Consider the following 23,614-nt stretch of genomic DNA (forward strand, 5'->3'; position numbering starts at 1 on the left):
GATGGCAAACATCAGACAGCGCATCGTGCGGTTTATCGCCTGGATCGTGGCAGCCGTCGTCACCCTCGCCGTCATCGCCGTTGCTGCGGTTGCGCTCATCGTCTGGTGGCTGATCGAGCCGGATGCGGGCCAGTTCGGCCATGTCGAGGATGAGGCGAAGAAAGCCCATCGCAAGGTCGAGGAATTTCCCGCGGCGGGAGAGCCTTACTTCGCGGCAATGGACAAGGGCCTGCTGCTGCCGCCGACGGCCGGCGCCGATTATCCCGACGAGATCAAGGAGGTCGCAACCGCCACCGGGCTCGATCCGGAGGCCGTCCGCAAGGCGGCGATCCGCGGACAGAACGCCTGGATCGTCTGGACCGGCGGCAACGACCGTTTCTGGGACTTCGCCGCCCGCGCGACGATCGGCTCCTTCGATCTCCTGAAGACCATCTCGTCCCATCCGACGATGGCCTATGGCCGCGACAACCGCTTCCGCTATCTCGGCCTCGTCAACGAACCCTGCTTCACAACCCCCAAGAGCGCTGATCCCGATCATTGGGGGCTGTGGATCGATCAGCGCAAGACGGAGTGCGCGGCCGACAGTTTCGGCGGCAATGCCCAGGCGGACGCACGCTATCCCGGCGTGCGGATCGGCTCGCGCGGCACCACGGTCAAGGTAAAGGGCGAGGAGAAGACAATCCCGGTCGGCTCCTACTACGGCGAGCCGACGGGCGTAATGGGCCTGCGTCTCTTCCCCAATCCCGCCTTCGACAGCAAGGCCGCCGAACATTGGGATGCGGTGCGCTATTATACCGATCCTTCATACTACAACGACAAGGATCTCGTGCGTCCCTATCGCGTTGGCATGTCCTGCGCCTTCTGCCATGTCGGCCCCAGTCCGATCAATCCGCCGAAGAACGTCGAGAGCCCGGAATTCCCTGAAATCTCCTCCAATCCCGGCGCCCAGTATTTCTGGGTCGACCGCATTTTCTTCTGGAACACCAAACCGCGCGCGACGCCCGGGGAACCGGCTCCCAACGAAGGGAATTTCCTTTTCCAACTGTTCCATACGAACCCGCCCGGTTCGCTCGATACCTCGCTGGTTTCGAGCGATTACATGAATAACCCCCGTACGATGAACGCCGTCTACGACGTCCTGGAGCGGTTGCGCATCGGGGCAAAGACGGGCAAGGAAACCATCACGGGAGACGAGAAAGACAACAAGCAGGCGCAGGACTATCCGCAAACCGCAGCCTTCGGTTCCCTCTACGACAAGGCGACCGGCACGGTCGCCTCGATGCGCGTCCTGAAGGACGGAGCCGATTCCGTCGGCACGCTCGGCGCGCTCAATCGCGTCTATCTCAATATCGGCCTCTTCAGCGAAGAATGGCTGCTGCATTTCCGCCCCTTCCTCGGCGGGCAGAAGATCTCGCCGATCCGCATCGCCGACGCCCAGAAGAACTCGATCTACTGGCAGGCCACCGAGACGATGACGCCCGACATGGCGATATTCTTCCTGGTCGCGGCCCGCGCCGATCATCTGAAGGATACGCCAGTCGGCGAGCAGGTGCTCCAAGCGCGCGATCCCGCCGAGGTCGATCGCGGAAAGATCGTTTTTGCCGAAAACTGCGCCGCCTGTCATTCGAGCAAGCAGCCGGTGCCGGCGCCGGATCTCGGCGTCGATCAGGGCATCTGCACAGGCGGCGGAGCCGGCCCGCATTATCGCGAATGCTGGGATCGCTATTGGGCCTGGGCCCAGTCGGATGCCTTCAAGCGCGGCATGGTCAAGCTCGTCACCGAAAAGGATGAGGACGGAAAGGATTTCCTCGACAGCAATTACCTCTCCACGGAACGGCGCGTGCCGATGGATATCGTGCGCACCAATGCCTGCAGCGCGATCGCCACTAACGGGCTTTCGGGCGACGTCTGGGACAATTTCACCTCTTCCACCTACAAAGCGCTGCCGCCTCCGCATGAGGTGACGGTCAATCATCCGGTTTCGGGGGCGGCAACGCCGCTGCAGGCGGCCGGCAACGGGCGCGGCTATCTGAGGCCGCCTTCACTCGTCAGCCTCTGGTCGACTGCGCCTTTCCTGCTCAACAATTCGGTCGGCCACGAGGAGAGCTATCACGGAACCGACTACTACAATCAGGACAATGCCGGCGGCTACGGCGCCGGGCGCGGCACCGCCTGCCCCGCGGCGGATGCCGGCGATCCCTATCTGCCCTGCGTCGAAAACAGGCTTACAGTCTTCGATCGGTCGATCCGCCAGATGCTCTCGCCGCAGACGCGCCGCATGGATAAGATGACCGAGGCGCCGGTGCCGGGCTATATCTACCGGACGAGTGCGCCCTCCTGCCTCATCGTGCCGCCGGGCTTCGTGCCCGACAAGGTGAAGCCCTTCACCGGCATGCTGAACAAGGTCGCCGGCTGGGCCTTCAAAAAGGACGGCTCGATCACCGTCGGCCCGTTCCCGGCCGGTTTCCCGATCAACGCGCTGACCAACACCGAGCTGCTGCCCGACAATGACGAGGCGGACAAGTTCGCCAATTACAAGCGCCTGATCGCCACCGGCCCGGCGCTGATCGGAGCCTTTTCCGAGCTCGGCGGGCAATGTACGCCGGAGGAACTCGCAGATCCCGCCGTGCTCGCCAAAGCCGAGAAGGTGGTGCGCGACACGAAACTCGTCGACCGCCTGGTGGGCTTGAGCAAATGCCCGGATTACGTGGTCAATGGCGGGCACACATTCGGCGCCGATCTCTCGCAATCGGACAAGAATGCTCTGATTTCCTATCTGAAGCAGTTCTGACGATGTCCGGCGGGCCGACCCACGATTATATCGTCATCGGCAGCGGCGCCGGCGGTGCCGTCGTCGCCGCGCGGCTCGCCGAAGAGGGCCGGACAGTGCTCGTCATCGAAGCCGGCGGCGATCCGCTGGCCAAAGCGGACGACGGCACCGACATGCCGCTTGCCGATGCCTCTCGCGTGCCGGCCTTTCACGCCTTTGCCTCGGAACATCCCGGCATGGCCGAGAACCATTGGGTGCGCCACTACGAAAATCAGGAGATGCAGGAGCGCGACTGGCGCTACTCCAGGGAAAAAGACGGCATACTTTATCCGCGCGTGCGCGGGCTCGGCGGCTGCACCGCCCATCATGCGATGATCGTCGTCCGGCCCAATCATTGCGACTGGAACCACATCTTTGCGATCACCGGCGACGAAAGCTGGAAGGCCCCGCACATGCAGGGCTATTTCGAGCGCATCGAGCGCTGCCGCTACCGCTTCTTCCTGTGGCGCTGGCTTGCCGCCGCAACGGGCCTCAATCCGACGGGCCATGGATGGTGGGGGTGGATGACCACGGAGCGCGCGGTGCCGCTGCGGGCCTTGCGCGACTGGCCGCTGTGGCGGGCGCTGCTGCGCTGCGTCGGTGCGGCGGCCGACGCCTTCGGCAAGCGGGGCTCCGACTGGGAGACGACCGAGATTGACCCGAACGACCACCGCAACTGGAACGTCGGCGCCTGCGGCGTGCGCGTCACACCGCTTTCGACGCGCCGCCACACCAGGCACGGGCCGCGCGAGCGGCTGCTCGACGTGATCAAGCGGCACCCCGACCGCCTGACGCTTCGCCTCAACACCACCGTCACGCGCATCGAATTCGACGGCAAGCGGGCGGTGGCGGTTCGCTGCATTGACGGGGAGGGGCGCGAGGAGATCATTCGGGCCGGCCGCGAGATCATCCTTGCCGGCGGCGCCTTCGCCTCGCCGCAGCTTCTGATGCTCTCCGGCATCGGCGATCCCGGCCATCTCAACGAGCACGGGATTCCCGTCGTCGAAGCGCTTCCTGATGTCGGACGGAACCTGCAGGACCGCTACGAGGTCGGCGTCGTCAGCCGGATGAAAGAACCCTGGTCGGCCCTCAAGGGCGTGACCTATACGACCCGCGATGTCCATTACCGGCGGTGGCGCAGATTCCGCATCGGCAACTATACGAGCAACGGCGTCATGTTTTCCCTGACGCTCAAGTCCCGCGACACGCTGCCGGAACCGGACCTGCACTGCTTTTCGCTGCTGGCCGATTTCCGCGGCTATTTTCCTCGATATTCCGAGCGCATCCGCAAGTCGGATTACCTGACCTGGGCGATCCTCAAGGCCTATACCGAAAACCAGGGTGGAACGGTGCGGCTGAGAAGTGCCGATCCCGCGGTCCTGCCTGCCGTCGTGTTTCACTCCTTCTTCGAAGGAACCGGCGATTACGACCTCGATCTTGATGCCGTCGTCCATGCCATCCGCTTCGTCAGGAAGGTCAACGATGCGATGGACGATCTCATCGCAAGCGAAGAGGAGCCCGGCCGGCAGAACGAGAGCGACGAGGCGCTTCGCCGCTATGTCGCGGAAAACGCCTGGGGCCATCATGCCTGCGGCACCTGCGCCATCGGCCCCCGCGAGGATGGCGGCGTGCTCGACAGCCGCTTCAGGGTGCATGGCATCGAAGGCCTGCGCGTCGTCGATGCTTCCGTTTTCCCCCGCATTCCCGGCTACTTCCTTGCCACCGCCGTCTACATGATCGCGGAGAAGGCGGCCGACGTCATTCTCGCCGACAGCTGACTGGAAACACGCTGATGAACGAACACCCCATCCATCGGGAAGCCAGCATCTACAATTGGCTCGGCGAACACGTCAGGAGCTTCGTTCGATGGTGGCGGGAATTCGATGCCTGGCTGAACCAGCCGCTGCCGAAGGGGCGGCACATCGCCTGGCGATGGCTCGCCCCCGACGGTTACGCCTGGTTCGTGCCGGTGCTCGCGGGTATTCTGACCCTTGCGATGGCGCTCGGCCCGACTGTCGAGATGCGCTGGGGCAATCTCGGCTTGCTCGCGATCGGTTTTGCGCTTCTTTTCCTGCTGCATGCGGCTGCTGGCCGCCAGGCGCTCTTCAACCAGTATCTGCTGGCCGGACAGCTCGTCATCCTTGCGGCCCTTGCCCTGCTTCTCCTCGTCAATTCACGCCCGGAAACCTACGGCATGATGACGGCGCGGCCCCGTCAGCATGTCGGCGTCGCGATCGTCTGCGCACTCGTCCTTGCGCTCCCGGCGGCCTGGCTACTCGCATCGAGCATGTTCCGCTCCAATGCAGGCGGCGGACTTGCCGACAGCCTGTCGAAAGTAGAGCTCTTCCTGCCCAAGAACCGTTACGATTTCATGGGTCGCGGACCGATTGCCGCGCTGGTGTCGGCCCTTGTCATCACCCCGATCCGCTATCCGGTCGAGTTGCTTCTGCCCGGATCGCTGCTCACCCTGTTCGTGCCGGACCACTATCTTTGGTACGCATTCGGCGTGACCGGCGTTGTCGCATGGATCGTCCTTTTCCTCGGCATCCTGTTCGACCGGCTGATGGAAATCCTGCAGACGGTCGGGCGCCTCTTCTTCATCGGCCCGCAGCGGGTCATCAGCGTTCTCGTGATCGTCGTTGCGGTGCTGCGCCTCGCCGATGTCCATTACATCACCTATCTCTTCAACGCCGGCTCTGGAGGCTACGGCAACACGACAATCATGCGCTATATCGTGTTCGCCTATGCCGTCGCCGGGTACTACGGCTTCTGGTGCGATCACTTCGTCGTACGCCGGCTGATGCGCCTCATGGACAAGCAGCACCAATCGACCACGCCGGTCGAAATCGCTTACGACTATGAAGGCAGCGAGACCTTGAGCACCGTCCGCAACCAGGGCCGGACAATCGCGCTGCATGGCGCGGGGCGTTTGAAGATCGAGGGCCGCTACGAGGATCGATATCAGCGGCAGACCAAAGCCGCGTCGAACAGGGCGATCCAGTTCATGACCCCGGCGGAAGTGCTCGCGCAGTTTCGCACGCAGCTGGAGCGCCTGCCTGCCGGACAGGCTCCAACGGGAGACCTGCTTGCAAGCCTGCGCAATTTCCAGCGCTCGACGCTCGTCTATCCCGCCCTCGTCGGCGCCCTGGCCTATGGCCTGATCGGCGGTCCCGCCGCTTTCAGCTTCCTGCGGGCGATCCAGCCGCCGGAACTTGCGATCCGCTCCGAGCGGCACGTGACCAAGCAGCCGGCAACGCTATTGTTCGAAAGCAACCAACCCAACGGCGGCTGCGGGCGGCTGCAGCCCACCACGCCGAGAATTGCTGTCGTCGCCTCCGGCGGCGGCACGCGTGCGGCGATCTATACCGCCTCGCTGCTGCGGGGACTGGCCGAACACGACCAGATCTGCAACGTCGTCCTCGTCAGCGGTGTGTCAGGCGGCAGCGCCGCGCTCGGCTATTTTGCGCTTCACGAGAAAGAGCTTCGCCGGTCGCGCGACACTATGGACGTCAAGGCATGGGACGATTTCTCGCAAGCCATGGCGCTGCCCTTCATCGAACAGGTGATCGATGGAGCAAGCGACATGCGCTTCGCTTTCGGGCGCTGGCGCTGGGCGTCCACAGCCTGCGATGAAGCACAAAGGCCGGATGAAGCCGTAACGGGCTGGATTCCTGCACGCACGAGACTGGGCGCTATTCTCGCCGAATCCTTCGTCTGCCACATGGGCACCGGAACAATGGAAGCGCCGTCCTTCGGCCTCATGCTCAACACCGCGATCGTCGGATCTTTTTCTGATGACAGCCCTTCTTGCCAGGCCGATCGGAACCTTTCGCTTCCCGAGAGGGCGACACGCTGCCGCCAATTCCTGGATGCTGCGCAAGCGGGCGGACGGCTGGTGCTGACCAATCTTGCCGTGCCGGCGTCTCCACCGGACGACGGATCGCTGCATATGCAGCTCGTAACGCTCGACAACGCGGATATATCGATCGCGCGTGCTGCAGCCTTGAGCGCAAACTTTCCGCCCGTCTTTCCCGATGCCGCAATCGACATCGAAGCATCGGGAGAAGCAAGGACGCGATACTGGGTGACCGATGGCGGAGCGGTCGAAAACCGTGGCGCCATGACGCTCTATTATTCCATCCGCGACGCGTTCCGATCGGCGCCGCAATCACAGCAGACACTGCCGCCGCTGCACATCGTCATCGCCGATGTTTCGGCCCCGGCCGGCCGCTATAGCGAGAGCTTCGGTTTCGGCTCGGTGCTCGGCGCCGGAGGCCAGCTGGGTCTGGGACTGGAGACGGAGCTTCGCGCGGCAATCGAGATGCTCTACTGCGATCATAATTCTGATGTCAGCATACACGAGATCACCATGCCCCGCGTTTTCAGGGACGGCGGGATTGGCACGCATTGGCTGCTTCCCAACTCGCTGTCGTTCGCAAATCCGGCAAAACCATCGGAGACCGAAATCCTCTCCGCCCATGACGTCGCAACGCTCGTTCTGGCATTGCATAACGATATATCGGAAACATACCAGGACGAGGACGCAGCCAGGAAAGTCAAACTTTGGGCGCAGGGTGACGACGCCGCAAAGCATGACGCGAACTGGAACGATTTTCTGGCGAGCCTGACGCCAACTCAAAGCGAGCATAGCTGTCAGGTCCAGGGAGGATTTAAGGACTGACAGAAAGGGTAGGCCTGGTCGCCAATCGGAAAATGCGGCACCCCCACGTTCTCAAAAGCATGCCCGATATAGAAGTCCGATGCGTCAGGCCGCCGTCGGGTTGATCACGTTCATATCGATTTCGGTCAGCTCCACGCGCCGCTCGAAAGCAATGCCCGCCTCGTCGAAGAGGTGGCAATCTGCAGCATTGATGCCGGTCGCGACCGGGGCGTCCGCACGGATGCCGACGCTGCCCGGCAGCATGGCGCAGAAATTCTCGGACTCTCCGTTGAGCGAGGCGTAGGCGACCGTATTTGCCCCGAGGCGCTCGATGACTGTCGGGGTCACGGTAAAGACGATATCGCCGCCGCCAAGCTGGATATGCTCCGGCCGGATGCCGAGCGTCAAAGCCTTGCCGGCCATGCCGTCACGCGGCGTCACGGGCAGAACGGCTGTCTGGCCTTGATAATCCACCTCGACGCCATTGGCGCTGACGCCCTTGCAGGTCACGGGAAGAAAATTCATTTTCGGATTGCCGATGAAGCCGGCGACAAACTGGTTTGCGGGCTTGTGATAAAGCTCCAGCGGCGCGCCCGTCTGGGAGATGTCGCCGGAATCCAGCACGACGATACGGTCGGCCATGGTCATCGCCTCGACCTGGTCGTGCGTCACATAGATCATCGTCGCCTTCAACTGCCTGTGCAGCTTGGCAAGCTCGATACGCATGTCGGCGCGCAGTGCTGCGTCGAGGTTGGACAGCGGCTCATCGAACAGGAATATCTTCGGCTCGCGCACGATGGCGCGGCCGATCGCGACGCGCTGGCGCTGGCCGCCGGACAGCATGCCGGGTTTCTGCTGCAGCCGCTGTTCGAGGTGAAGGATGCGTGCCGCGTTTTCCACCTTGGCCTTGAGCTTTTGCTCTTCCATCCTTTCGACCCGAAGCGGGAAGGCGATGTTCTCGAAGACCGTCATGTGCGGGTATAGCGCGTAGGACTGGAACACCATGGCGATGCCGCGCTTGACCGGCGGCAGGTCGTTGACCCTGACGCCATTAATGACGATGTCGCCGGCGGTGGTCGCGTCGAGACCTGCGATCATGCGCAACAGCGTGGACTTGCCGCAGCCGGACGGGCCGACGAAAACCACGAACTCGCCGTTCCGCACCTCGAGCTGCACGCCCTTCAGAACTTCGTAATCGCCATAGAATTTCTGAACTTTGTTGAGAAGGAGTTGTCCCAAAAATCTGTCTCCATCGGCGGCCTTCGTCGCACATTCAATCATCGTAAGAGGGATCGCGGATTGCTTCCCGCGATCCCAAGAAGTCCAAAGAGGCTTACTTGAACGCCTCGACTTCGCCGGCAGCCTTCTTGAGGGCGGCCTCCGGCTCGGCCTTGCCCGTCACCACGGACTGGATCATCTCGATCATCGAGTTCTGGAAGCCCTTGTAGTCGGTGAAGAGCGGCTCGGGACCGCCATAGCTGATGCCTTCGATGAGCGGCTTCCAGTAAGGATCCTTGGCGACGAATTCATCGACCTTTGCGGAGGGACGCAGCGGGGTGAGGCCGGCGCCGCCCTGCAGTTCGTATTCGGACTGCACATCCGGCGAGGTGATGAACTTGGCAAATTCCATCGCCTTGTCCTCGACACCCGAGCCCTTGAAGATCGCCAGGCTGTCGGTGATCAGCAGCGTGCCGGGGCCTTTGGCGTCGGGACCGAGCGGCAGCGTTGTGATGCCCCAGTTGATTTTCGTCTCTTTCAGCCGGGAGGCGGCGCCAGATCCGGCCTGGATCATGGCGACCTTGCCGTCGAGGAAGATGGCGCGGACTTCGTTCTGCTCGTAGGCCGTCGGGCCTTCTTCGGAGTAGGGGACGATATCCTTGTAGGCCTTCAGCGCGGCGAGAATCTGCGGGCTGTCGAGCGTGACCTTGCCTTCGGCATCGATCACCGTGCCATTATTGGTGTAAACCCAATGCATGAACTGGTGCATCGTGTTGTCGAAGGTCTTGGCGGAGAGACCGAAGCCCGGAATGCCGGTCTTTTCCTTGATGGTCTTTGCCATTTCGATTTCTTCAGCCCAGGTCTTCGGCGGCGTCTCGGGATCAAGACCGGCCTGCTTGAAGAGATCCTTGTTCCAGTAGAGCGCCTTGGTGGAGAAGGCGATCGGAACGCCCCACTGCGTGCCCTCGAAGGTCACGGTGTTGACGATGTTCGGATAGTAGGTCTTCTTCTCGTCGTCTGTCATCGGCACAGGAACGATAAGGTCGTTCTGCGCAAATTCCTTCAGCGTGCGCGAGCCGACATAGGCCATCGCCACCGGCGTGCCGGCGGCAGCGAGCGTCGTCGCCTTGTCCTGGCACTGCGCCCATCCGACGACCTCAGGGGCGACCTTCCAGCCCGCGTTCTTTTCTTCCCATTGCTTGATGTATTTGGTGTGGACTGGGTCGATCGTGTCGCCGCAATAGATCCAGCTGATTTCCTTATCGGCCGCCTGGGCAGTGACCGTGGTCAGTGCCGTCGAACCGAGCAAGGCGAGCGCCATAAGGCCTGTCTTGATTGATATGCTCACGTCGTGACTCCCATTCTTGTGTTAGCTGTTCACTCGTTTTTTGGTCTTATTGTTTCACCGCACCGGCGGTCAGTCCGCCGACAAGGTAGCGCTGAAGGAAGAAGATGACGACCATCGCCGGCGCGATGCCGACGAAGGAAGCCGCCATCAGTTCGTTCCAGATGACCTCCTGCTTGCCGAAGTAAGCAAAGAGCCCCACCGGCAAGGGCATGTATTCGGTCTTCGAGTTGAACGTCAGCGCGAAGATGAATTGCTGGGCGTAAGCGCCGATGAAGGTGGTAATGGCGACGACGATGATCCCTGGCATCGCAATGGGCAGGATGACCCGGCGAAGCGTGTAAAAATGGCTGGCGCCATCCATGTAGGCCGCTTCGTTGAGTTCCTGCGGAATACGGATCATGTAGGTGCGCAGCAGCCAGATCGCTGAAGGGATCAGGAAGGCGACGCCAGGCACGATCATGGCGAGATAGGTGTTGAGCACGCCCATGCTGCGCATCAGCCGGAAGAGCGGGATCAACAGCACGGCGCCAGAAAACATGTTCACCGTCAGGAAGGCGCCGAGCAGGATGCCCATGCCCCTGAATTCGAACTTCGCGAAGGCATAGGCCGCCGGAATGACGAGGCAGAGCACGATCAGCGTGACGATGATCGAAATGAAGAACGAGTTGAAGATATAGCGCCCGAAGCCCGGCACGCTGATCCACATCGTCCGGTAGGCTTCGAACGAGCCGTTCTCCGGCCAGAAACGGTAGGGCGAGGAGAAGAGCTGGCTGAGCGGCTTCAGCGACACCAGGAAACCTTCGACGAAGGGCGACAGCACGAAGAAAAGAAACAGCGCGATGCCGCAATAGATCAGGATGATTTCCCACCAGCGGTAACGGTCGATCATGGCTGCATTGCTCATGCGCGCTTCTCCGGATTGAGGCGACGGGTGACGCGGAAATAGGCGAAGCAGAAGAGCGACAGGAAGATGCAGATCAAAACGGCGCGCGCTGCACCTTCACCGTATTTCTTCGAGCCGATCGCGGTCTGATAGGTATCGATGATCATCGTCGTCGTCTCGCCGCTCGGTCCGCCCTGCGTCAGGATCCAGATGATGTCGAACGAGTTGAAGGTGGCGATCAGCGAGAGCATCGACATGGTGATGATCGCCGGCACCATCAGCGGCAGCGTGATGCGGCGGAAGCGGTACCAGCGACCGGCGCCGTCGGTCCAGGCGGCCTCGTAGAGATCCTTCGGAATGGATTGGATCGCCGCCAGGAAGTAGATCGTCACCAGCGGCACGCCGATCCACACGTCGGTGATGATCGTTGCCCAGAAGGCGGTGTTTCCGTAGGCGAGGAAGGCGACAGGGCCGTCGACGAGACCGAAGCGCTGCAACATGCCTGATATCATCCCGAACTGGCCATTATACATCCAGCCCCACATGAAGATGCCGATCGCCATCGGCACGATCCATGGCGGCATGGTCAGCAGCCGGAACAATGAGCGGCCGGGGACCGCAGCGTTCAGCATCGTCGCCCCGAAGGTGCCGATCACCATTTTCAGGGCGACCGAGAAGAATGTCCAGATGAAGGTGCGGATGATGACTTCGGCAAACCGCTCGTTGAAGATCTTCTCGTAATTGACCCAGCCCACCCAGTTGGTGGTCTTCCGGAGAGACGCGTCGGTGAAGGAGAGAATGAAGGTATCGACCAGTGGATAGGCGACGATCGCCAGAACATAAAGGACAGCCGGGAGAAGAAGGATCCAGGCGAAGATGAAGGTGCTTCTTTGAACACTCATCTTGCCGCCCTCCTCAAGCCGCTCTCGCGTGAAGGGCTTCGTCGAAGCGGTCCCAGACGGGTCTGAGATCGACGACCGCTTTCTTCATCCTCGCTTCGTCCATCGCCAAGGCGAGGATGCCGGCTTCCAGCGCATTCAGGGTGGAAACAGGAAGTTCGAGCCCGGTGCGCACGCTTTTAAGCAGGTCGCTCGCCATCTGTTCATCGGCGCCGTAGTGCTGGGAGAGCTCTGTGGCGGCATATTTGTTTTCGACCACCTTGTTGCCGGTCAGCTGTTCGTGAATGTCGAGATAGCCGCGAACGAAATCGCCTTCGGCCATGCCGCGCGATCCCATGATGGCGAAACGGCGGAATTGGTCGGGCACGTTGAGATTGGTGTGGAAGTTCATGCCGACGCCATTGGCATATTCGACGATCGCCACCTGATAGTCGATGATGTCGGCATCGCTGTCGAAGACCTTGTCCGATCCCATCCATCCGCTCGGCTTGCGATGGAAGAGCTCGAGGTCGTTGATACCCTCGCGCGCCGGGTCGTTTGCCGGAGTGAAGCTCTTGCGGCCGCCGAAACTTGCGACGCGCTCCGGCCGCGCGCCGACGACACCATTATAGAGATCGAGGTCGTGGCAGCATTTCTCCAGCATGAAGCTGCCGGAATAGCGCTCATAGCGGCGCCAGTCACGCATGAAGAAGGCGCCATGATAAGGCTCGATATGTTCAGAAGCCTCGATCGACACGATTTGCCCAAGCTTGCCCTCGGCCTGGATGGCGCGGAGATCCTTGTAAAGAGGAGAATAGCGCAACACGAGACCGACCATCAGTCGCTCATGGCCGAACTTCGCCATCAGATGGGCAAGTTCGATGCTTTCGGCGATCGTCGTGACGATCGGCTTTTCGCAGAAGACCTTTAGACCGGCTTGAAGCCCGAGTCTGATATGATCGAGATGCAGGTGATTGGGGGAGCCGATCATCAGCAGATCGAGTTTTTCGGATGCGAGGAGCTCTTCCGGCGAACCATAAGCCTTGCCGACTGAAATACCCTTTTCCGTCAATCCGGGAAGTCCGGCGGGTTCCGGATCCACATAGCCGACAATGTCGAAGCTGCTATCGATTGCCTTGAAAACATAGCCGAGATAGCCGAGCCGGAATCCTAGCCCGATGATTCCCACTTTCATGCCGATCAAGTTCCCATTTAGTAATTTATTTTCTTTAAGTTGGGACAAAAATCCGAAGGCGTCAATAGAAAACGGGCATCGAAGCGCAAGCATGAAATTAATTTTCATAGATCGTTAGCCGGCGGGCGATGGCTCGATGCAACCGACCGGATGCCGATTGCTAGCGAGAATGGGCGCATCTCTTAACGCCGGGGGGCGGCGAATTCAGCGACTGTGGTGCAGCCGACGATCGCCCCGGCAAGCTCACGCGGAACTCGCGAAATGTTGAAAAGAGCCGCGAGTTTACGTGTGTAGGATGACGCGACAACCCGTGGGCAAGGAGGAGCCATCATGACCCGTATGACAGCCAAGGATTTCCCTCAGGAACTTCTCGAACTCTACGATTACTACGCGCATGGGAGAATTACCAAGCGCGAGTTTCTCGACCGGGCCGGCAAATTCGCTGTCGGCGGGCTTACGGCAGCCGCCATTCTTTCATCGCTGAGCCCTGACTATGCGCTGGCGACCCAAGTTGAATTTACCGACCCCGATATATCAGCCGAATACATTACCTACCCCTCGCCAAAGGGAAATGGCGATGTCCGCGGCTATCTCGTCCGCCCCAAAAACGCGACCGGAAAAGTTGCGGCTGTGGTGGTCGTGCACGAGAACAGAGGTCTGAACCCCTATATCGAAGATGTGGCGCGGCGCGTGGCGAAGGCGGGTTTCATCGCACTTGCGCCGGATGGCCTCACCTCGGTCGGAGGTTATCCCGGCAACGACGAAAAGGGACGCGAACTCCAGCAGAAAGTCGACCCGGAAAAGCTGATGAACGACTTCTTCGCGGCGGTCGAATTTTTGATGAACAACGATCTCACCACAGGCAAGGTCGGCATCACCGGCTTCTGCTATGGCGGCGGCGTCGCCAACGCTGCGGCGGTGGCCTATCCGGAGCTTGCCGCAGCCGTGCCCTTCTACGGCAGGCAGCCGCGCGCCGAAGACGTGCCGAAGATCAAGGCGCCATTGCTTATCCACTATGCCGGTCTGGACAAGGGGATCAACGAAGGCTGGCCGGCCTATGAAACTGCGCTGAAGTCATCGGGAAAAACATTCGAGGCCTACATCTATCCCGACGTCAATCACGGCTTTCACAATGATTCCACGCCCCGCTACGACGAAGCGGCAGCCAAGCTCGCCTGGCAGCGGACGGTCGACTGGCTTACGAAATACCTCGCCTGAGAAGGCCGGATTTGAACGAGCTGCGGCGGGGGAGCCATTCCCCGCCGCTTTTCCGTCCCGAGGCTTGTCAAGGCGACTGACGCTCCGCGATCAGGCTCCAGAAGGGATCGTCGCCGGACAGGTTTTCAGAATCCGCAAGCCTGCGAAGCTGCAGGAAAGAGGCGTCGGACACGTACCGATTTCCCCAGCGCAAGCAGTCCATGAATTTGACCTTACGTTCATGAACGCTCATCGGCGCTTCAAGCGATCCCTTCGCATGCAAGCGGGACTTGTGCAAAATGCTCCCATCGCGCATCGTGACCGTGACGACATGCGGCAGGCGCTCCACGCCTTTTTCCTCATCAGCCGAATAGGACTGCATTTCGATGCGCGGCATGAATTCCCGGATTTCCGCTCGCCCAATCGCCTGCCGTGTAAAATCCGAAAGGCTAAGGGAGCCTTTGAGCAAAGCTGTCGCCAGGCAATATTGCATCGAGAAGCGGGCCTGCATCTCATCGGTGGGCTCGGGATAAGCGAGGTTGCGGGCAGCGGATATGCCGACTTTCGTCTCGATCCTGGCAATGTCGTCCGCCAAAAGCCCATGCTCCTGCTTCAGATCCAGAAGCGCATCGATGGCGCGATGGGTCGAGGCGCAGCAGGGATGGCGCTTGGTCACCACGCCCCGGCTTTCGATGATATGCTCCTCGTCGAATGTCAGATCTTCCCAGCCCTTGGCATCATCGCCCCCGAAAAGATCGAGGAAGCCTTGCGGCCGTTCGAGGATATCCGGCCGCCCGCTCATGCCCGCCAGCGCCATGCGCGCCGCGTCCACGCCATTGCGCGCGGCAATGCCGGCGTGAAGCGGTTTGGCGCTCGTGCCGAACTGCCCTTTTGGGCCGCAGGCGAAGCTCGTCGCCAGGCTCATCGCCGCGATTAGGCTCTCTTCGTCGGCGCCGAGAAGCCGTGCCACGCCAGCCGCGGCCCCGATGCTGCCGACCGTCGCCGTTGCGTGCCAGCCTCTGTTATAGTGAGAGGGATTGACCCCGAAGCCGACCGCTGCTTGCGCCTCCAGCCCGGCCAGGTAGGCCTCGAGAAACCGTCTTCCGCTTGTCACCTTGCCGCTCGTCAGAACCGCCAGCAGCGCCGGCACCAGCACTGCGGAAGCATGCGCCCTTGCCGGATGAAAATTGTCATCGAAATCGAGCGCATGAGCCGCCGTTGCGTTGATGAGTGCGGCGAAAGAGGGCGAGGCGGAGCCGCCAGTGACGAGTCGCGCTTCGCCGCCTCCGGCGATTTCCCCATCGAAGGCGCGAGTGAGCGCGGCGACGCTTTCATCGCCGCTGCCTGCAATCATACAGCCGATGGTGTCCACCACAGCATCTCTTGCCCGGTCCATGGCGACGTTTGAGAACGTCATTCGCGACAGGAGCTGTTCCGCGATCTTCCGGAGAATGGTGGCCATTGACGAAAGTCTTTCCGTGAGTTTGGTTCTCAGCGGAAAATGTTCAACTTTCCGCAGCTCCGCAATCTTATGCGGTTTGCGGGTAGGGCTATCGATGTTGGAGATAGAATGGCGCGAGACACGAGTGCGGCGATCAGCCTGAAGCATATCGAGGCCTATGACGCCATCGCCGCGACAGGCTCGACGATCGCCGCCTCCGTCGAGCTTGGGATCTCGCAATCGAACGCCAGCCGCTTGCTGCAGCAACTGGAAGACTATCTCGGCGTCCGGCTTTTCGACCGGGAAAAGAACCGGCTTCAACCGACCCGCGAGGGGCTGCAGCTCGGCCCGGAAATCCGTGCCATTTCCGACCGGCTACGCGCCTTGAAAACGGCGGCGATGGAGCTCGAGAGCGGTCGATCGCGCGAGATCATGCTGCGGCTCGCCTTTCCCTCCAGTCTTTCCTCGACGCGCATTCCGAAGCTCGTCAAGAACTTTCTCGCGGCAAATGGTCCGATGCGCGTCGAAGTCGCATCCGGCAGCTATCTCGCAATCGAACGGATGGTGGCCGACGGCGAGGCCGATCTCGGCTTCGCGCGTCTGCCGCTGATGAGCCCGGGATTGAAACGGGAAAGGATCCTGTCGTCGCGGGTCATTTGCGCCCTTCACAACGATCATCCCAAGGCCGGCAGCCGCCAATTGTCGGTCGGCGACCTGAAGGGGCAGGATCTGATCATGCTGAATAGGGAGCGACCGGTTCGTCATGAGCTTGAGGCGTTGTTCTACAAATCAGGCATCCGCCAACGCCCCTTGCTCGAAGCACATTCGGTGGCGAGTGCCTGCGCGCTGGCCGCGCAGGGGCTCGGCATTGCGCTGGTCGGCGAGATCATCGCCCGCGAATATGCGACGCTGCCGCTGCAGTTCATTCCGCTCGAACCGGAACTGCCGGTTGCCTACGCGCTGATCAGCGGAGAGAAATTTCCGATGCCCAAGGCCGCCAGCCTCTTCCTTCAAAGCATTTCGGACTGGGCATGATGACGGCGCCTGAACCGCCCCGGGGGATCGCAAACGCATGAATATCAAGCAACTGGAAGTCCTGCGCACGCTTCTGGCGACGGGGTCGACGATTGCCACGGCAAAGACGATGGGGCTCAGCCAATCCGGCGTCAGCCGCCTTCTCCAGCAGCTCGAGGCGGACCTTTCGATGTCGCTTTTCGTGCGCGACAAAGGCCGTCTCATCCCGACCCCCGAGGCTCTGCTTCTCGCCCGCGATGCCGAGACCATCTTGCTCGCGGTCGATCGGATGTCGGGCCATGCGGAGGACTTAAGAAGCGGCGCGGCCGGCCCGGAGATCGTCCGCGTCGGCCTGCCGAGCAGCATGTGGGAGCATTTCGCGCCGGCAATGCTGGCCGATTACATCAGCGATTTCCCCGGTGTGCGGATCGAAACCTTTTTCGAGACGACGACCGCGATCAACAAGCTCGTCGAGCAGAGGGTGATCGATTTCGGCTTTCTGCGCATGGAGGGCGAGAGCGGACCGGGCATCGAGGTCGAGCGGGTCGCCACCGGCGAAAGCGTCTGCGTCATTCCGAAGGATCATCCTCTTGCGAAACTGGAGGAAATCACGGTCAGGAATTTGCGCGACGTGCCCCTCATTCTGATCGGCCGCCAACGGCCGAACCGCATGGCGCTCGACCAGACCTTCCGGCGGGCCGGCGTCAAGCAGATCGTCAAGATCGAGACGCATACCAACAGCTCCGCCTGTTCCTACGTCGCGCATGGTCTCGGGGTCACGATCATCAGCAGCTTTTATGCGAATCTCTATCGCCACCTGCCGGTGGTTCACCGTCCTTTCGTGCCACGCGCGACCCAGGAATTCGGATTGGCCAGGGCGGTCGGGACGCCACTGTCGATTGCCGCCCACGCTCTCAGTGATGCCTTGAAGCGACAGATCAAGCTTTCGCAAAAACACATTTGAAATCAAATTTTTAGCCTGAACATTTACGCCAACGCAGTCGCTTTGGTTGCGGTCGTATTCCGCATAGACTTATGACGGAATCGCATAATATTGCGGATATTTCTTCATTCGATCATAGTCTGCGGCAACGAAACCGATGGCGCCGGGCACTGTCCGTCGCCCATCGCGGGGAACAAAAATGCTGAAATTCGTTCTGAACCGCCTGTTGATGGCATTGCCGACGATCGTCCTCGTTTCGGTGACCGTCTTCACGCTGATCCGCTTCATACCCGGCGATCCGGCGGCACTGATGCTGGGCGATATGGCTGAGCCTGATCAGATCGCGGCGATGCGCTCGGAACTCGGCCTCGACAAATCGCTGCCGGAACAGTTCCTGATCTGGACCGCCAATGTCGTCCAGGGTGACTTCGGCCGCTCGATCGTCAATGACGAGCCGGTTCTGCCGCTCGTCGCATCACGCTTTCTGGTCAGCGCCGAAGTCGTCGTCGTCGCCGTCCTTCTGGCGAGCCTCATCGCCGTGCCGGCCGGTGTCATCGCCGCCTGGCGGCAGAACAGTCTGACGGATCTGGCGCTGGTCGGCACCGCCACGATCCTGCTGTCGATCCCGACATTCTGGCTCGGCCTCCTGCTCCTGCTTTTCTTCGGCCTGAAACTTGGTTGGCTACCGGTCCTCGGCTATGTCTCGATCGGCAGCAACGTCACCGGCGGCCTGCTTTACCTCGTGCTGCCGATCATGACCCTGGTCATTCACGAAATGGGTGTGTTGATCCGCATGGCACGCGCCTCGACGCTGGAAGTGCTGCGTCTCGACTATATCACCCACGCCAGGGCCAAGGGGCTTTCCGAGAGCGCCGTCCTCTGGCGGCACGCCTTCAAGAATGCCTTCGGCCCGACCTGGACAGTCATCGGTCTGATCCTCGGCAATCTGCTCGGCGGCATTGCCGTCATCGAGACGGTCTTCACCATTCCGGGCCTCGGGCGACTGATGGTCGACAGTATTTTTGCCCGCGATTACCCCGTGATCCAGGGTTGCCTGCTGTTCGTCTCGCTTTCTTATGTGCTGGTCAATTTGGTCGTCGACCTGCTCTATCCCTTGTTCGATCCGCGGGTAGTCGCCGAATGAAAAACGTCACGTTCAACGGCTTCATCGGCAGCATTCTGATTGCCGCATTGCTCATCTCCGCTGCAATCGGCCTTTTCTGGACCCCCTATGATCCGATGAAACTCGGCTTCACCGCACGGCTGGCAGCACCAAGCAGCGCCCACTGGCTCGGAACCGACGAATTCGGCCGCGACGTGCTCAGCCGCCTGATCGTCGGCGCCCGGGCGAGCGTCTGGATCGGCACCTTGACGGTCACATTCGCGACGGTCTGCGGCACGCTGATCGGTCTCGTCAGCGGTTACGCCCGCGGTTGGATCGATGCCGTCATCATGGCCGTCAACAATGCGCTTCTCGCCTTTCCGGGTATCCTTCTGGCACTGGGATTGCTCGCCGTCTTCGGCGCCAACCAATATGGCATCATCTTCGCGCTGGGCATTGCCTATTCGCCCTCGATGGCCTGCGTTGTCCGGGGTGCCGTCCTGTCGCTGCGCGAGCGGGAATTCATCGAGGCCTCCAAGGTGATGGGCAATGGCGAGCTCTACACCATGTTCCGCCATATCCTCCCCAATTGCATCGCTCCGATCACCGTGCTGGCGACCTCGATGTTCGGCTGGGCGATCCTTTCGGAAAGCGCACTGAGCTTTCTCGGTCTCGGCGTCCCGCCACCGGCACCGACCTGGGGCAACATGCTGGCCGCCGGCCGACCATTCATCGAGCAGGCTGTCTGGCTGGGTCTCTTCCCGGGCCTGGCGATCGCCCTGACGCTCCTCGGCATCAATCTTCTGGGCGACGCTCTTCGGGACAAGCTTGATCCGCGGATGAGGGGGCTGAAATGACCAATGAAACGCTTTTGAATGTCCGCAACCTGACGCTCCAGGTCGCTGGAACCGGTGTGGAGGTCGTCAAGGGCGTCAGCTTCGACATCGCCCCAGGCGAGATCTTCGGCATCGTCGGGGAAAGCGGATCGGGCAAGACGCTGGCAACACGCGCCCTGATCTCGCTGCTGCCGGCACCCATCAAAGTGATCGGCGGCTCCGTTGCCTACAAGGGACGTGACGTGCTTTCCATGAACGGCGCCCAATTGCGCCAGTTGCGTGGTGCGGAAATCGGTGTCGTCTTCCAGGAGCCGATGACCTCGCTCAATCCCTCGATGACCGTCGGCCGCCAACTCGAAGAAGGGTTGCAGCTGCATACGAAACTTTCGAAGGAGGAACGGCGCAGCCGGATCCTCGACATGCTGAACCGGGTCGGGATCCGCGATCCCGCCGGGGCGCTCCCTTCCTATCCGCATGAATTCTCGGGCGGCATGCGCCAGCGCATCATGCTGGCATCGGTGATGCTGCTGAAACCGGCGCTCTTGATCGCCGACGAGCCGACGACGGCGCTCGATGCCGTGATCCAGCGCGATGTCATGGAATTGATGGTGGAACTGACACAGGCGGAAGGCACCGCCGTGCTGCTGATTAGCCATGATCTGCCGATGGTTGCCCGTTACACGAACCGCATCGTCGTCATGGAAAAGGGGGTGATCGTCGAAGAAGGACGTACCGCCGATCTGCTCGACGCACCGCAGCGTGCCTATACGAAAAAACTGCTTTCCTCCCTGCCGTTCCGCGGAGAGACGCGTACGATCGACAAGACCAAGGCGCCGATGGTCTCGGCGCGGGATATCGTCGTCGATTATCCGGGCCGGCGGTCGCTGATGAAGAAGGCAACGCCGAAACGGGCGCTGCATGGCGTCAGCATCGATATCCACGAGGGCGAAGTCGTGGCGCTGGTCGGCGGTTCGGGTTCCGGCAAGACCACGCTCGGCCGCACCATCGCCGGACTGGTCCGTGAGAGCCAAGGCGATATCCGGTTCAAGGGACGCAGCCGCGACGACGACTGGATGGATTATCGGCTGAATTGCCAGATGGTGTTTCAGGATCCTTATTCCTCGCTCGATCCGCGCATGACCATTCTCGCACTCGTGGAAGAAGCGCTGCGGCTCGTTCCCGATCTCGACGCCATGGCAAAGCGCAAGCGCGCCCTGGAGACGCTGGAGGAAGTCGGTCTTGGGTCCGACTATGCCGGGCGCTACCCGCATGAGCTTTCGGGCGGCCAGCGGCAGCGCGTGGCGATTGCCCGCGCCATTGCGCGCCGGCCGAAATTCCTGATCGCCGACGAACCGGTATCGGCGCTTGACGTGACGGTCAGGGCGCAGGTGCTCGAACTCCTGTCCGACCTGCAAAAACGCTACGGCTTTTCCTGCCTGTTCATCAGCCATGATCTCGGCGTGGTCGAACAGGTGGCCGATCGCGTCGTCGTCATGCAGGACGGCCGGATCATCGAGGAGGGCGACCGCGATACGGTTTTCGACAGCCCGAAGGAGGCCTATACGCAAAGGCTTCTCTCGGCCATCCCCGCTCTGGACCACAATGCTCAGGGCGGCGTGATCCTCAAATGGCGCCTGGAGAACTGATATGACGACGATGATTGAATCCGGAAAGCTCGCGGAGCGATTGAACGCGATCTGCGATGCCCAGCCGTTCGTGACGCGCTTCATGGTGCGTGCGCTTGGCAGCGGCGAAAAGATCGGCAGGGGCGCCGACGAGGAAACGCCCTCCGCCAGCACCCGAAAGACTTCGATCATGATGGCGGCCCTGAAGGCCGCGCATGAAGGCCGCCTGGATCTCGACGAACGGATCACCTACGAAAAACGTTTCGCCGAGGAAGTGGCGAGCGGGATGTTCCGCTATCTGACGCCCGGTATCGTCATATCGCTGCGCGATGCCATCACCGGCATGATGGTGCTGAGCGACAATGTCTGCACCAAGATGGTCTTCGAAAGGCTGACGCTCGAAGAGGTTGACGGCTATTGCAAGTCGATCGGCATGACGGGCACCAACCATCGCTTCCTCATCCCTCCCTTGGCGCTGTCGCCCGATCATTCATTGAAGGCCGTCACCACGACGACGGCGCGGGATCAGGTCTATCTGCTGCAGACCATCCTGGATGCGCAGGATTCGCGGGAAGCCGCGGACCGGCTCGGCTGCTCGCAGGCGCTTTGCGCCTATGCACTTCAAACCCTGAAGAACCAGATCCTGCGTTATGCCATCCCCTCCAGGCTGCCCTTCGGTGTGCTCGTCGCCCATAAGGGCGGCACGGGAAAGCGCGGCCGCATGAATGCCGGTATCGTCTATCGCGACGGATACCCCTTCTACATCATCGCCGCCTACACCGACGACGTGCCGCAGGAGATGCCGGACGGCACCCCTGGCTACACGGTCGCGCTTGAAACCATCGGCAGGCTTTCACGCGCCTGCTGGGATGAATTCCAATCCTAACGATTATAAAAAGAGGGTAGAACAATGCACAAGCTTCTTCTTGCAGGCACCATGTTGATGGCGATGACCGGCGTGGTCGACGCCCGCGACATCGTCGTGGCTCAAAGTTCCGATCTCCGCAGCAACAATCCGGGCGTCAATCGCGACGGCAATACCGATGGCGTCATCTTGCATATCGTCGAGGGGCTCGTCGGCTATGCCAACAACGGCGAGGTCAAGCCGCTGCTGGCAAAGAGCTTCGAAGTCTCGGCGGATGGGCTGACCTACAGCTTCAAACTGCGTGACGACGTCAGATTCCACAACGGCAAGACATTGACCGCCGATGACGTCGTGTGGAACTGGAACCGCTATCTCAAGCCCGAAACGAAATGGACCTGCCTTCCTGACTTCGACGGCAGCGGCAGCGTGCATGTTACGGGGGTCAATGCAGTCGATGCTTCGACCGTCACCATCACGCTGGAAAAGCCATCCGCGGTTTTCCTTGGCCTGATGTCGCGCCCCGAATGCGGTTACACCGGGATCATTTCCCCGGAATCGGTCGGCGCGGACGGAAATTTCGTCAAGCCGATCGGCACCGGCCCCTTCAAATGGGATGAATGGAAGAAGGGCGAGTATATCCATCTCGCCAAGTTCGACGATTATGTCTCGCCGGAGAACGACGGCAAGCCCGACGGCATGGTCGGCTCCAAACGCCCTCTCGTCGATGGCATCAAGTTCATGGTCATTCCCGATGCTTCGACCGTAAAGGCCGGCCTTCAGTCCGGCGTGCTCGACACCGCGGAGATTTCGCCGGATCTCATTCCCGAATTCAAGACGAGCGACACGATGCAATTGATCGTGGCTCGCAACAACGGCAAAAACCTCTTCTACATCCAGACGCGCGACAAGGTTCTGAGCAATCCCGGCGTGCGCCGCGCCATGGCAATGGCGCTCGATCTCGACCAACTCGTCGAGGCCGCCTCCAATGGCACCGGCGCAGCCAACGGTTCGATGGTTTCGCAAGACTCGCTCTATTTCGACGATGTCCAGAAGGAGCGTCTGCCCTACGACATCGAGGCCGCGAAGAAAGAGCTTGCGACGGCCGGCTATAAGGGCGAGCCGATTACCATCATCGCCAACAAGCGCAGCAACGTGCCAAGCTTCCCCGCCGCGGTCATGGCGCAGGCCATGATGCAGCAGGCAGGTCTCAATGTGCAGATCGAGGTGCTCGACTATGCGACGCAGGTCGATCGCCGCCGGTCCGGCAACTACCAGATCATCTCGCAATCGGTCGCGCCGCGGCTCGATCCGGCGCTGATGTACGGCTTCTATGTCGGCAACAAGGACAAGAATGCGTCATTGATGTGGGATGATCCGAAGGCCGTCGAGCTGATGAAGGCCGCCTATGCGGAACCCGACCAGACGAAGCGTCAGGCGATCTTCGACGAGTTTCACACGCTGATGCTCAAGGAAATGCCGGGCATCTTTCTTTATGACATGGTCGATGTCTGGGGCGCGACCAAGAAGCTGAAGGGCCAGCCCGTCTGGCAATCGAATGCCCGTCTTTGGGAAGTTTCGCTCGACAACTGATCCTGAACTG

At 61.1% G+C, this 23,614-nt stretch carries 17 protein-coding genes; 11 read left to right on the forward strand and 6 right to left on the reverse strand.

Annotated features, from left to right (window positions below; translation table 11 throughout):
• Position 1: 1 nt before the first annotated feature.
• Genes GFM02_RS05690 through GFM02_RS05700 form a run of 3 tightly spaced genes read left to right on the forward strand, consistent with a single transcriptional unit; the run spans position 2 to position 7,490 of the window.
• Entirely contained in the window at positions 2-2,791 is a 2,790-nt protein-coding gene (locus tag GFM02_RS05690; protein ID WP_168321077.1) for a cytochrome c, read from the forward strand.
• 2 nt (positions 2,792-2,793) lie between these two features.
• Positions 2,794-4,587, forward strand: coding sequence for a GMC family oxidoreductase (locus GFM02_RS05695; RefSeq protein ID WP_168321078.1), 1,794 nt, complete (start codon positions 2,794-2,796; stop codon positions 4,585-4,587).
• Between the two features lie 14 nt (positions 4,588-4,601).
• Positions 4,602-7,490 carry a patatin-like phospholipase family protein gene (locus GFM02_RS05700; protein WP_168321079.1) on the forward strand — a complete coding sequence of 963 codons (2,889 nt, stop codon included), beginning with the start codon at positions 4,602-4,604 and terminating at the stop codon, positions 7,488-7,490.
• Positions 7,491-7,574: 84 nt separating this feature from the next.
• On the opposite strand, the gene GFM02_RS05705 is transcribed toward GFM02_RS05700, so the two are convergent.
• From GFM02_RS05705 to GFM02_RS05725, 5 genes are all read right to left on the reverse strand, one after another.
• On the reverse strand, positions 7,575-8,708 hold the full coding sequence (locus tag GFM02_RS05705; RefSeq protein ID WP_026265579.1) for an ABC transporter ATP-binding protein: 1,134 nt from the start codon (positions 8,706-8,708) through the stop codon (positions 7,575-7,577).
• A 94-nt stretch (positions 8,709-8,802) separates the two neighbouring features.
• Positions 8,803-10,008 (reverse strand): ABC transporter substrate-binding protein, encoded by a 1,206-nt coding sequence (locus GFM02_RS05710; protein WP_168321116.1) that lies wholly within the window; start codon positions 10,006-10,008, stop codon positions 8,803-8,805.
• A 73-nt stretch (positions 10,009-10,081) separates the two neighbouring features.
• Entirely contained in the window at positions 10,082-10,939 is an 858-nt protein-coding gene (locus GFM02_RS05715; protein WP_094088600.1) for a carbohydrate ABC transporter permease, read from the reverse strand.
• Positions 10,936-11,820 (reverse strand): carbohydrate ABC transporter permease, encoded by an 885-nt coding sequence (locus GFM02_RS05720; protein WP_168304098.1) that lies wholly within the window; start codon positions 11,818-11,820, stop codon positions 10,936-10,938. Before GFM02_RS05720 ends, GFM02_RS05715 begins: the two co-directional genes overlap by 4 nt.
• A gap of 13 nt (positions 11,821-11,833) precedes the next feature.
• Positions 11,834-12,991: a Gfo/Idh/MocA family protein gene (locus tag GFM02_RS05725; protein WP_168321080.1), complete on the reverse strand. Its 1,158-nt coding sequence runs from the start codon at positions 12,989-12,991 to the stop codon at positions 11,834-11,836.
• Between the two features lie 330 nt (positions 12,992-13,321).
• Here GFM02_RS05725 and yghX point away from each other — a divergent pair, with 330 nt between their 5' ends.
• The gene (gene yghX / locus GFM02_RS05730) at positions 13,322-14,209 is read left to right on the forward strand and encodes a YghX family hydrolase (RefSeq protein ID WP_168321081.1); all 888 of its coding nucleotides are present in this window, start codon (positions 13,322-13,324) and stop codon (positions 14,207-14,209) included.
• A 67-nt stretch (positions 14,210-14,276) separates the two neighbouring features.
• Here yghX and GFM02_RS05735 read toward each other — a convergent pair whose 3' ends face one another.
• On the reverse strand, positions 14,277-15,650 hold the full coding sequence (locus tag GFM02_RS05735) for an MmgE/PrpD family protein (RefSeq protein WP_168321082.1): 1,374 nt from the start codon (positions 15,648-15,650) through the stop codon (positions 14,277-14,279).
• Between the two features lie 39 nt (positions 15,651-15,689).
• Between GFM02_RS05735 and GFM02_RS05740 the strand changes: the two genes are divergently transcribed.
• The 7 genes from GFM02_RS05740 (at position 15,690) to GFM02_RS05770 (ending at position 23,604) form a co-directional block, all read left to right on the forward strand.
• Positions 15,690-16,664 (forward strand): LysR family transcriptional regulator, encoded by a 975-nt coding sequence (locus tag GFM02_RS05740; protein ID WP_205930182.1) that lies wholly within the window; start codon positions 15,690-15,692, stop codon positions 16,662-16,664.
• 37 nt (positions 16,665-16,701) lie between these two features.
• Positions 16,702-17,607 (forward strand): LysR family transcriptional regulator, encoded by a 906-nt coding sequence (locus GFM02_RS05745; RefSeq protein ID WP_168266592.1) that lies wholly within the window; start codon positions 16,702-16,704, stop codon positions 17,605-17,607.
• 178 nt (positions 17,608-17,785) lie between these two features.
• Positions 17,786-18,730, forward strand: a complete 945-nt coding sequence (locus GFM02_RS05750) for an ABC transporter permease (protein ID WP_164067168.1) — start codon at positions 17,786-17,788, stop codon at positions 18,728-18,730.
• Positions 18,727-19,545: an ABC transporter permease gene (locus tag GFM02_RS05755; RefSeq protein WP_168321084.1), complete on the forward strand. Its 819-nt coding sequence runs from the start codon at positions 18,727-18,729 to the stop codon at positions 19,543-19,545. Before GFM02_RS05750 ends, GFM02_RS05755 begins: the two co-directional genes overlap by 4 nt.
• Positions 19,542-21,170 (forward strand): ABC transporter ATP-binding protein, encoded by a 1,629-nt coding sequence (locus GFM02_RS05760; protein ID WP_168321085.1) that lies wholly within the window; start codon positions 19,542-19,544, stop codon positions 21,168-21,170. Before GFM02_RS05755 ends, GFM02_RS05760 begins: the two co-directional genes overlap by 4 nt.
• Position 21,171: 1 nt before the next feature.
• Positions 21,172-22,035 (forward strand): serine hydrolase, encoded by an 864-nt coding sequence (locus GFM02_RS05765; RefSeq protein ID WP_168321086.1) that lies wholly within the window; start codon positions 21,172-21,174, stop codon positions 22,033-22,035.
• 24 nt (positions 22,036-22,059) lie between these two features.
• Positions 22,060-23,604: an ABC transporter substrate-binding protein gene (locus GFM02_RS05770; RefSeq protein ID WP_168321087.1), complete on the forward strand. Its 1,545-nt coding sequence runs from the start codon at positions 22,060-22,062 to the stop codon at positions 23,602-23,604.
• The last annotated feature ends 10 nt before the right edge of the window (positions 23,605-23,614 follow it).

This window comes from Rhizobium leguminosarum bv. viciae (assembly GCF_012276115.1).
GTDB lineage: Bacteria > Pseudomonadota > Alphaproteobacteria > Rhizobiales > Rhizobiaceae > Rhizobium > Rhizobium leguminosarum_T.

Bases quoted from the DNA above. Each gene is read 5' to 3' on its own strand.
- GFM02_RS05710 (WP_168321116.1), bottom strand. From the start codon at position 10,008: ATGGCGCTCGCCTTGCTCGGTTCGACGGCACTGACCACGGTCACTGCC.
- GFM02_RS05755 (WP_168321084.1), top strand. From the start codon at position 18,727: ATGAAAAACGTCACGTTCAACGGCTTCATCGGCAGCATTCTGATTGCC.
- GFM02_RS05740 (WP_205930182.1), top strand. From the start codon at position 15,690: ATGTTCAACTTTCCGCAGCTCCGCAATCTTATGCGGTTTGCGGGTAGG.
- GFM02_RS05735 (WP_168321082.1), bottom strand. From the start codon at position 15,650: ATGGCCACCATTCTCCGGAAGATCGCGGAACAGCTCCTGTCGCGAATG.
- GFM02_RS05745 (WP_168266592.1), top strand. From the start codon at position 16,702: ATGAATATCAAGCAACTGGAAGTCCTGCGCACGCTTCTGGCGACGGGG.
- GFM02_RS05765 (WP_168321086.1), top strand. From the start codon at position 21,172: ATGACGACGATGATTGAATCCGGAAAGCTCGCGGAGCGATTGAACGCG.
- GFM02_RS05695 (WP_168321078.1), top strand. From the start codon at position 2,794: ATGTCCGGCGGGCCGACCCACGATTATATCGTCATCGGCAGCGGCGCC.
- GFM02_RS05725 (WP_168321080.1), bottom strand. From the start codon at position 12,991: ATGAAAGTGGGAATCATCGGGCTAGGATTCCGGCTCGGCTATCTCGGC.
- GFM02_RS05750 (WP_164067168.1), top strand. From the start codon at position 17,786: ATGCTGAAATTCGTTCTGAACCGCCTGTTGATGGCATTGCCGACGATC.
- GFM02_RS05770 (WP_168321087.1), top strand. From the start codon at position 22,060: ATGCACAAGCTTCTTCTTGCAGGCACCATGTTGATGGCGATGACCGGC.
- yghX (WP_168321081.1), top strand. From the start codon at position 13,322: ATGACCCGTATGACAGCCAAGGATTTCCCTCAGGAACTTCTCGAACTC.
- GFM02_RS05760 (WP_168321085.1), top strand. From the start codon at position 19,542: ATGACCAATGAAACGCTTTTGAATGTCCGCAACCTGACGCTCCAGGTC.
- GFM02_RS05715 (WP_094088600.1), bottom strand. From the start codon at position 10,939: ATGAGCAATGCAGCCATGATCGACCGTTACCGCTGGTGGGAAATCATC.
- GFM02_RS05700 (WP_168321079.1), top strand. From the start codon at position 4,602: ATGAACGAACACCCCATCCATCGGGAAGCCAGCATCTACAATTGGCTC.
- GFM02_RS05720 (WP_168304098.1), bottom strand. From the start codon at position 11,820: ATGAGTGTTCAAAGAAGCACCTTCATCTTCGCCTGGATCCTTCTTCTC.
- GFM02_RS05690 (WP_168321077.1), top strand. From the start codon at position 2: ATGGCAAACATCAGACAGCGCATCGTGCGGTTTATCGCCTGGATCGTG.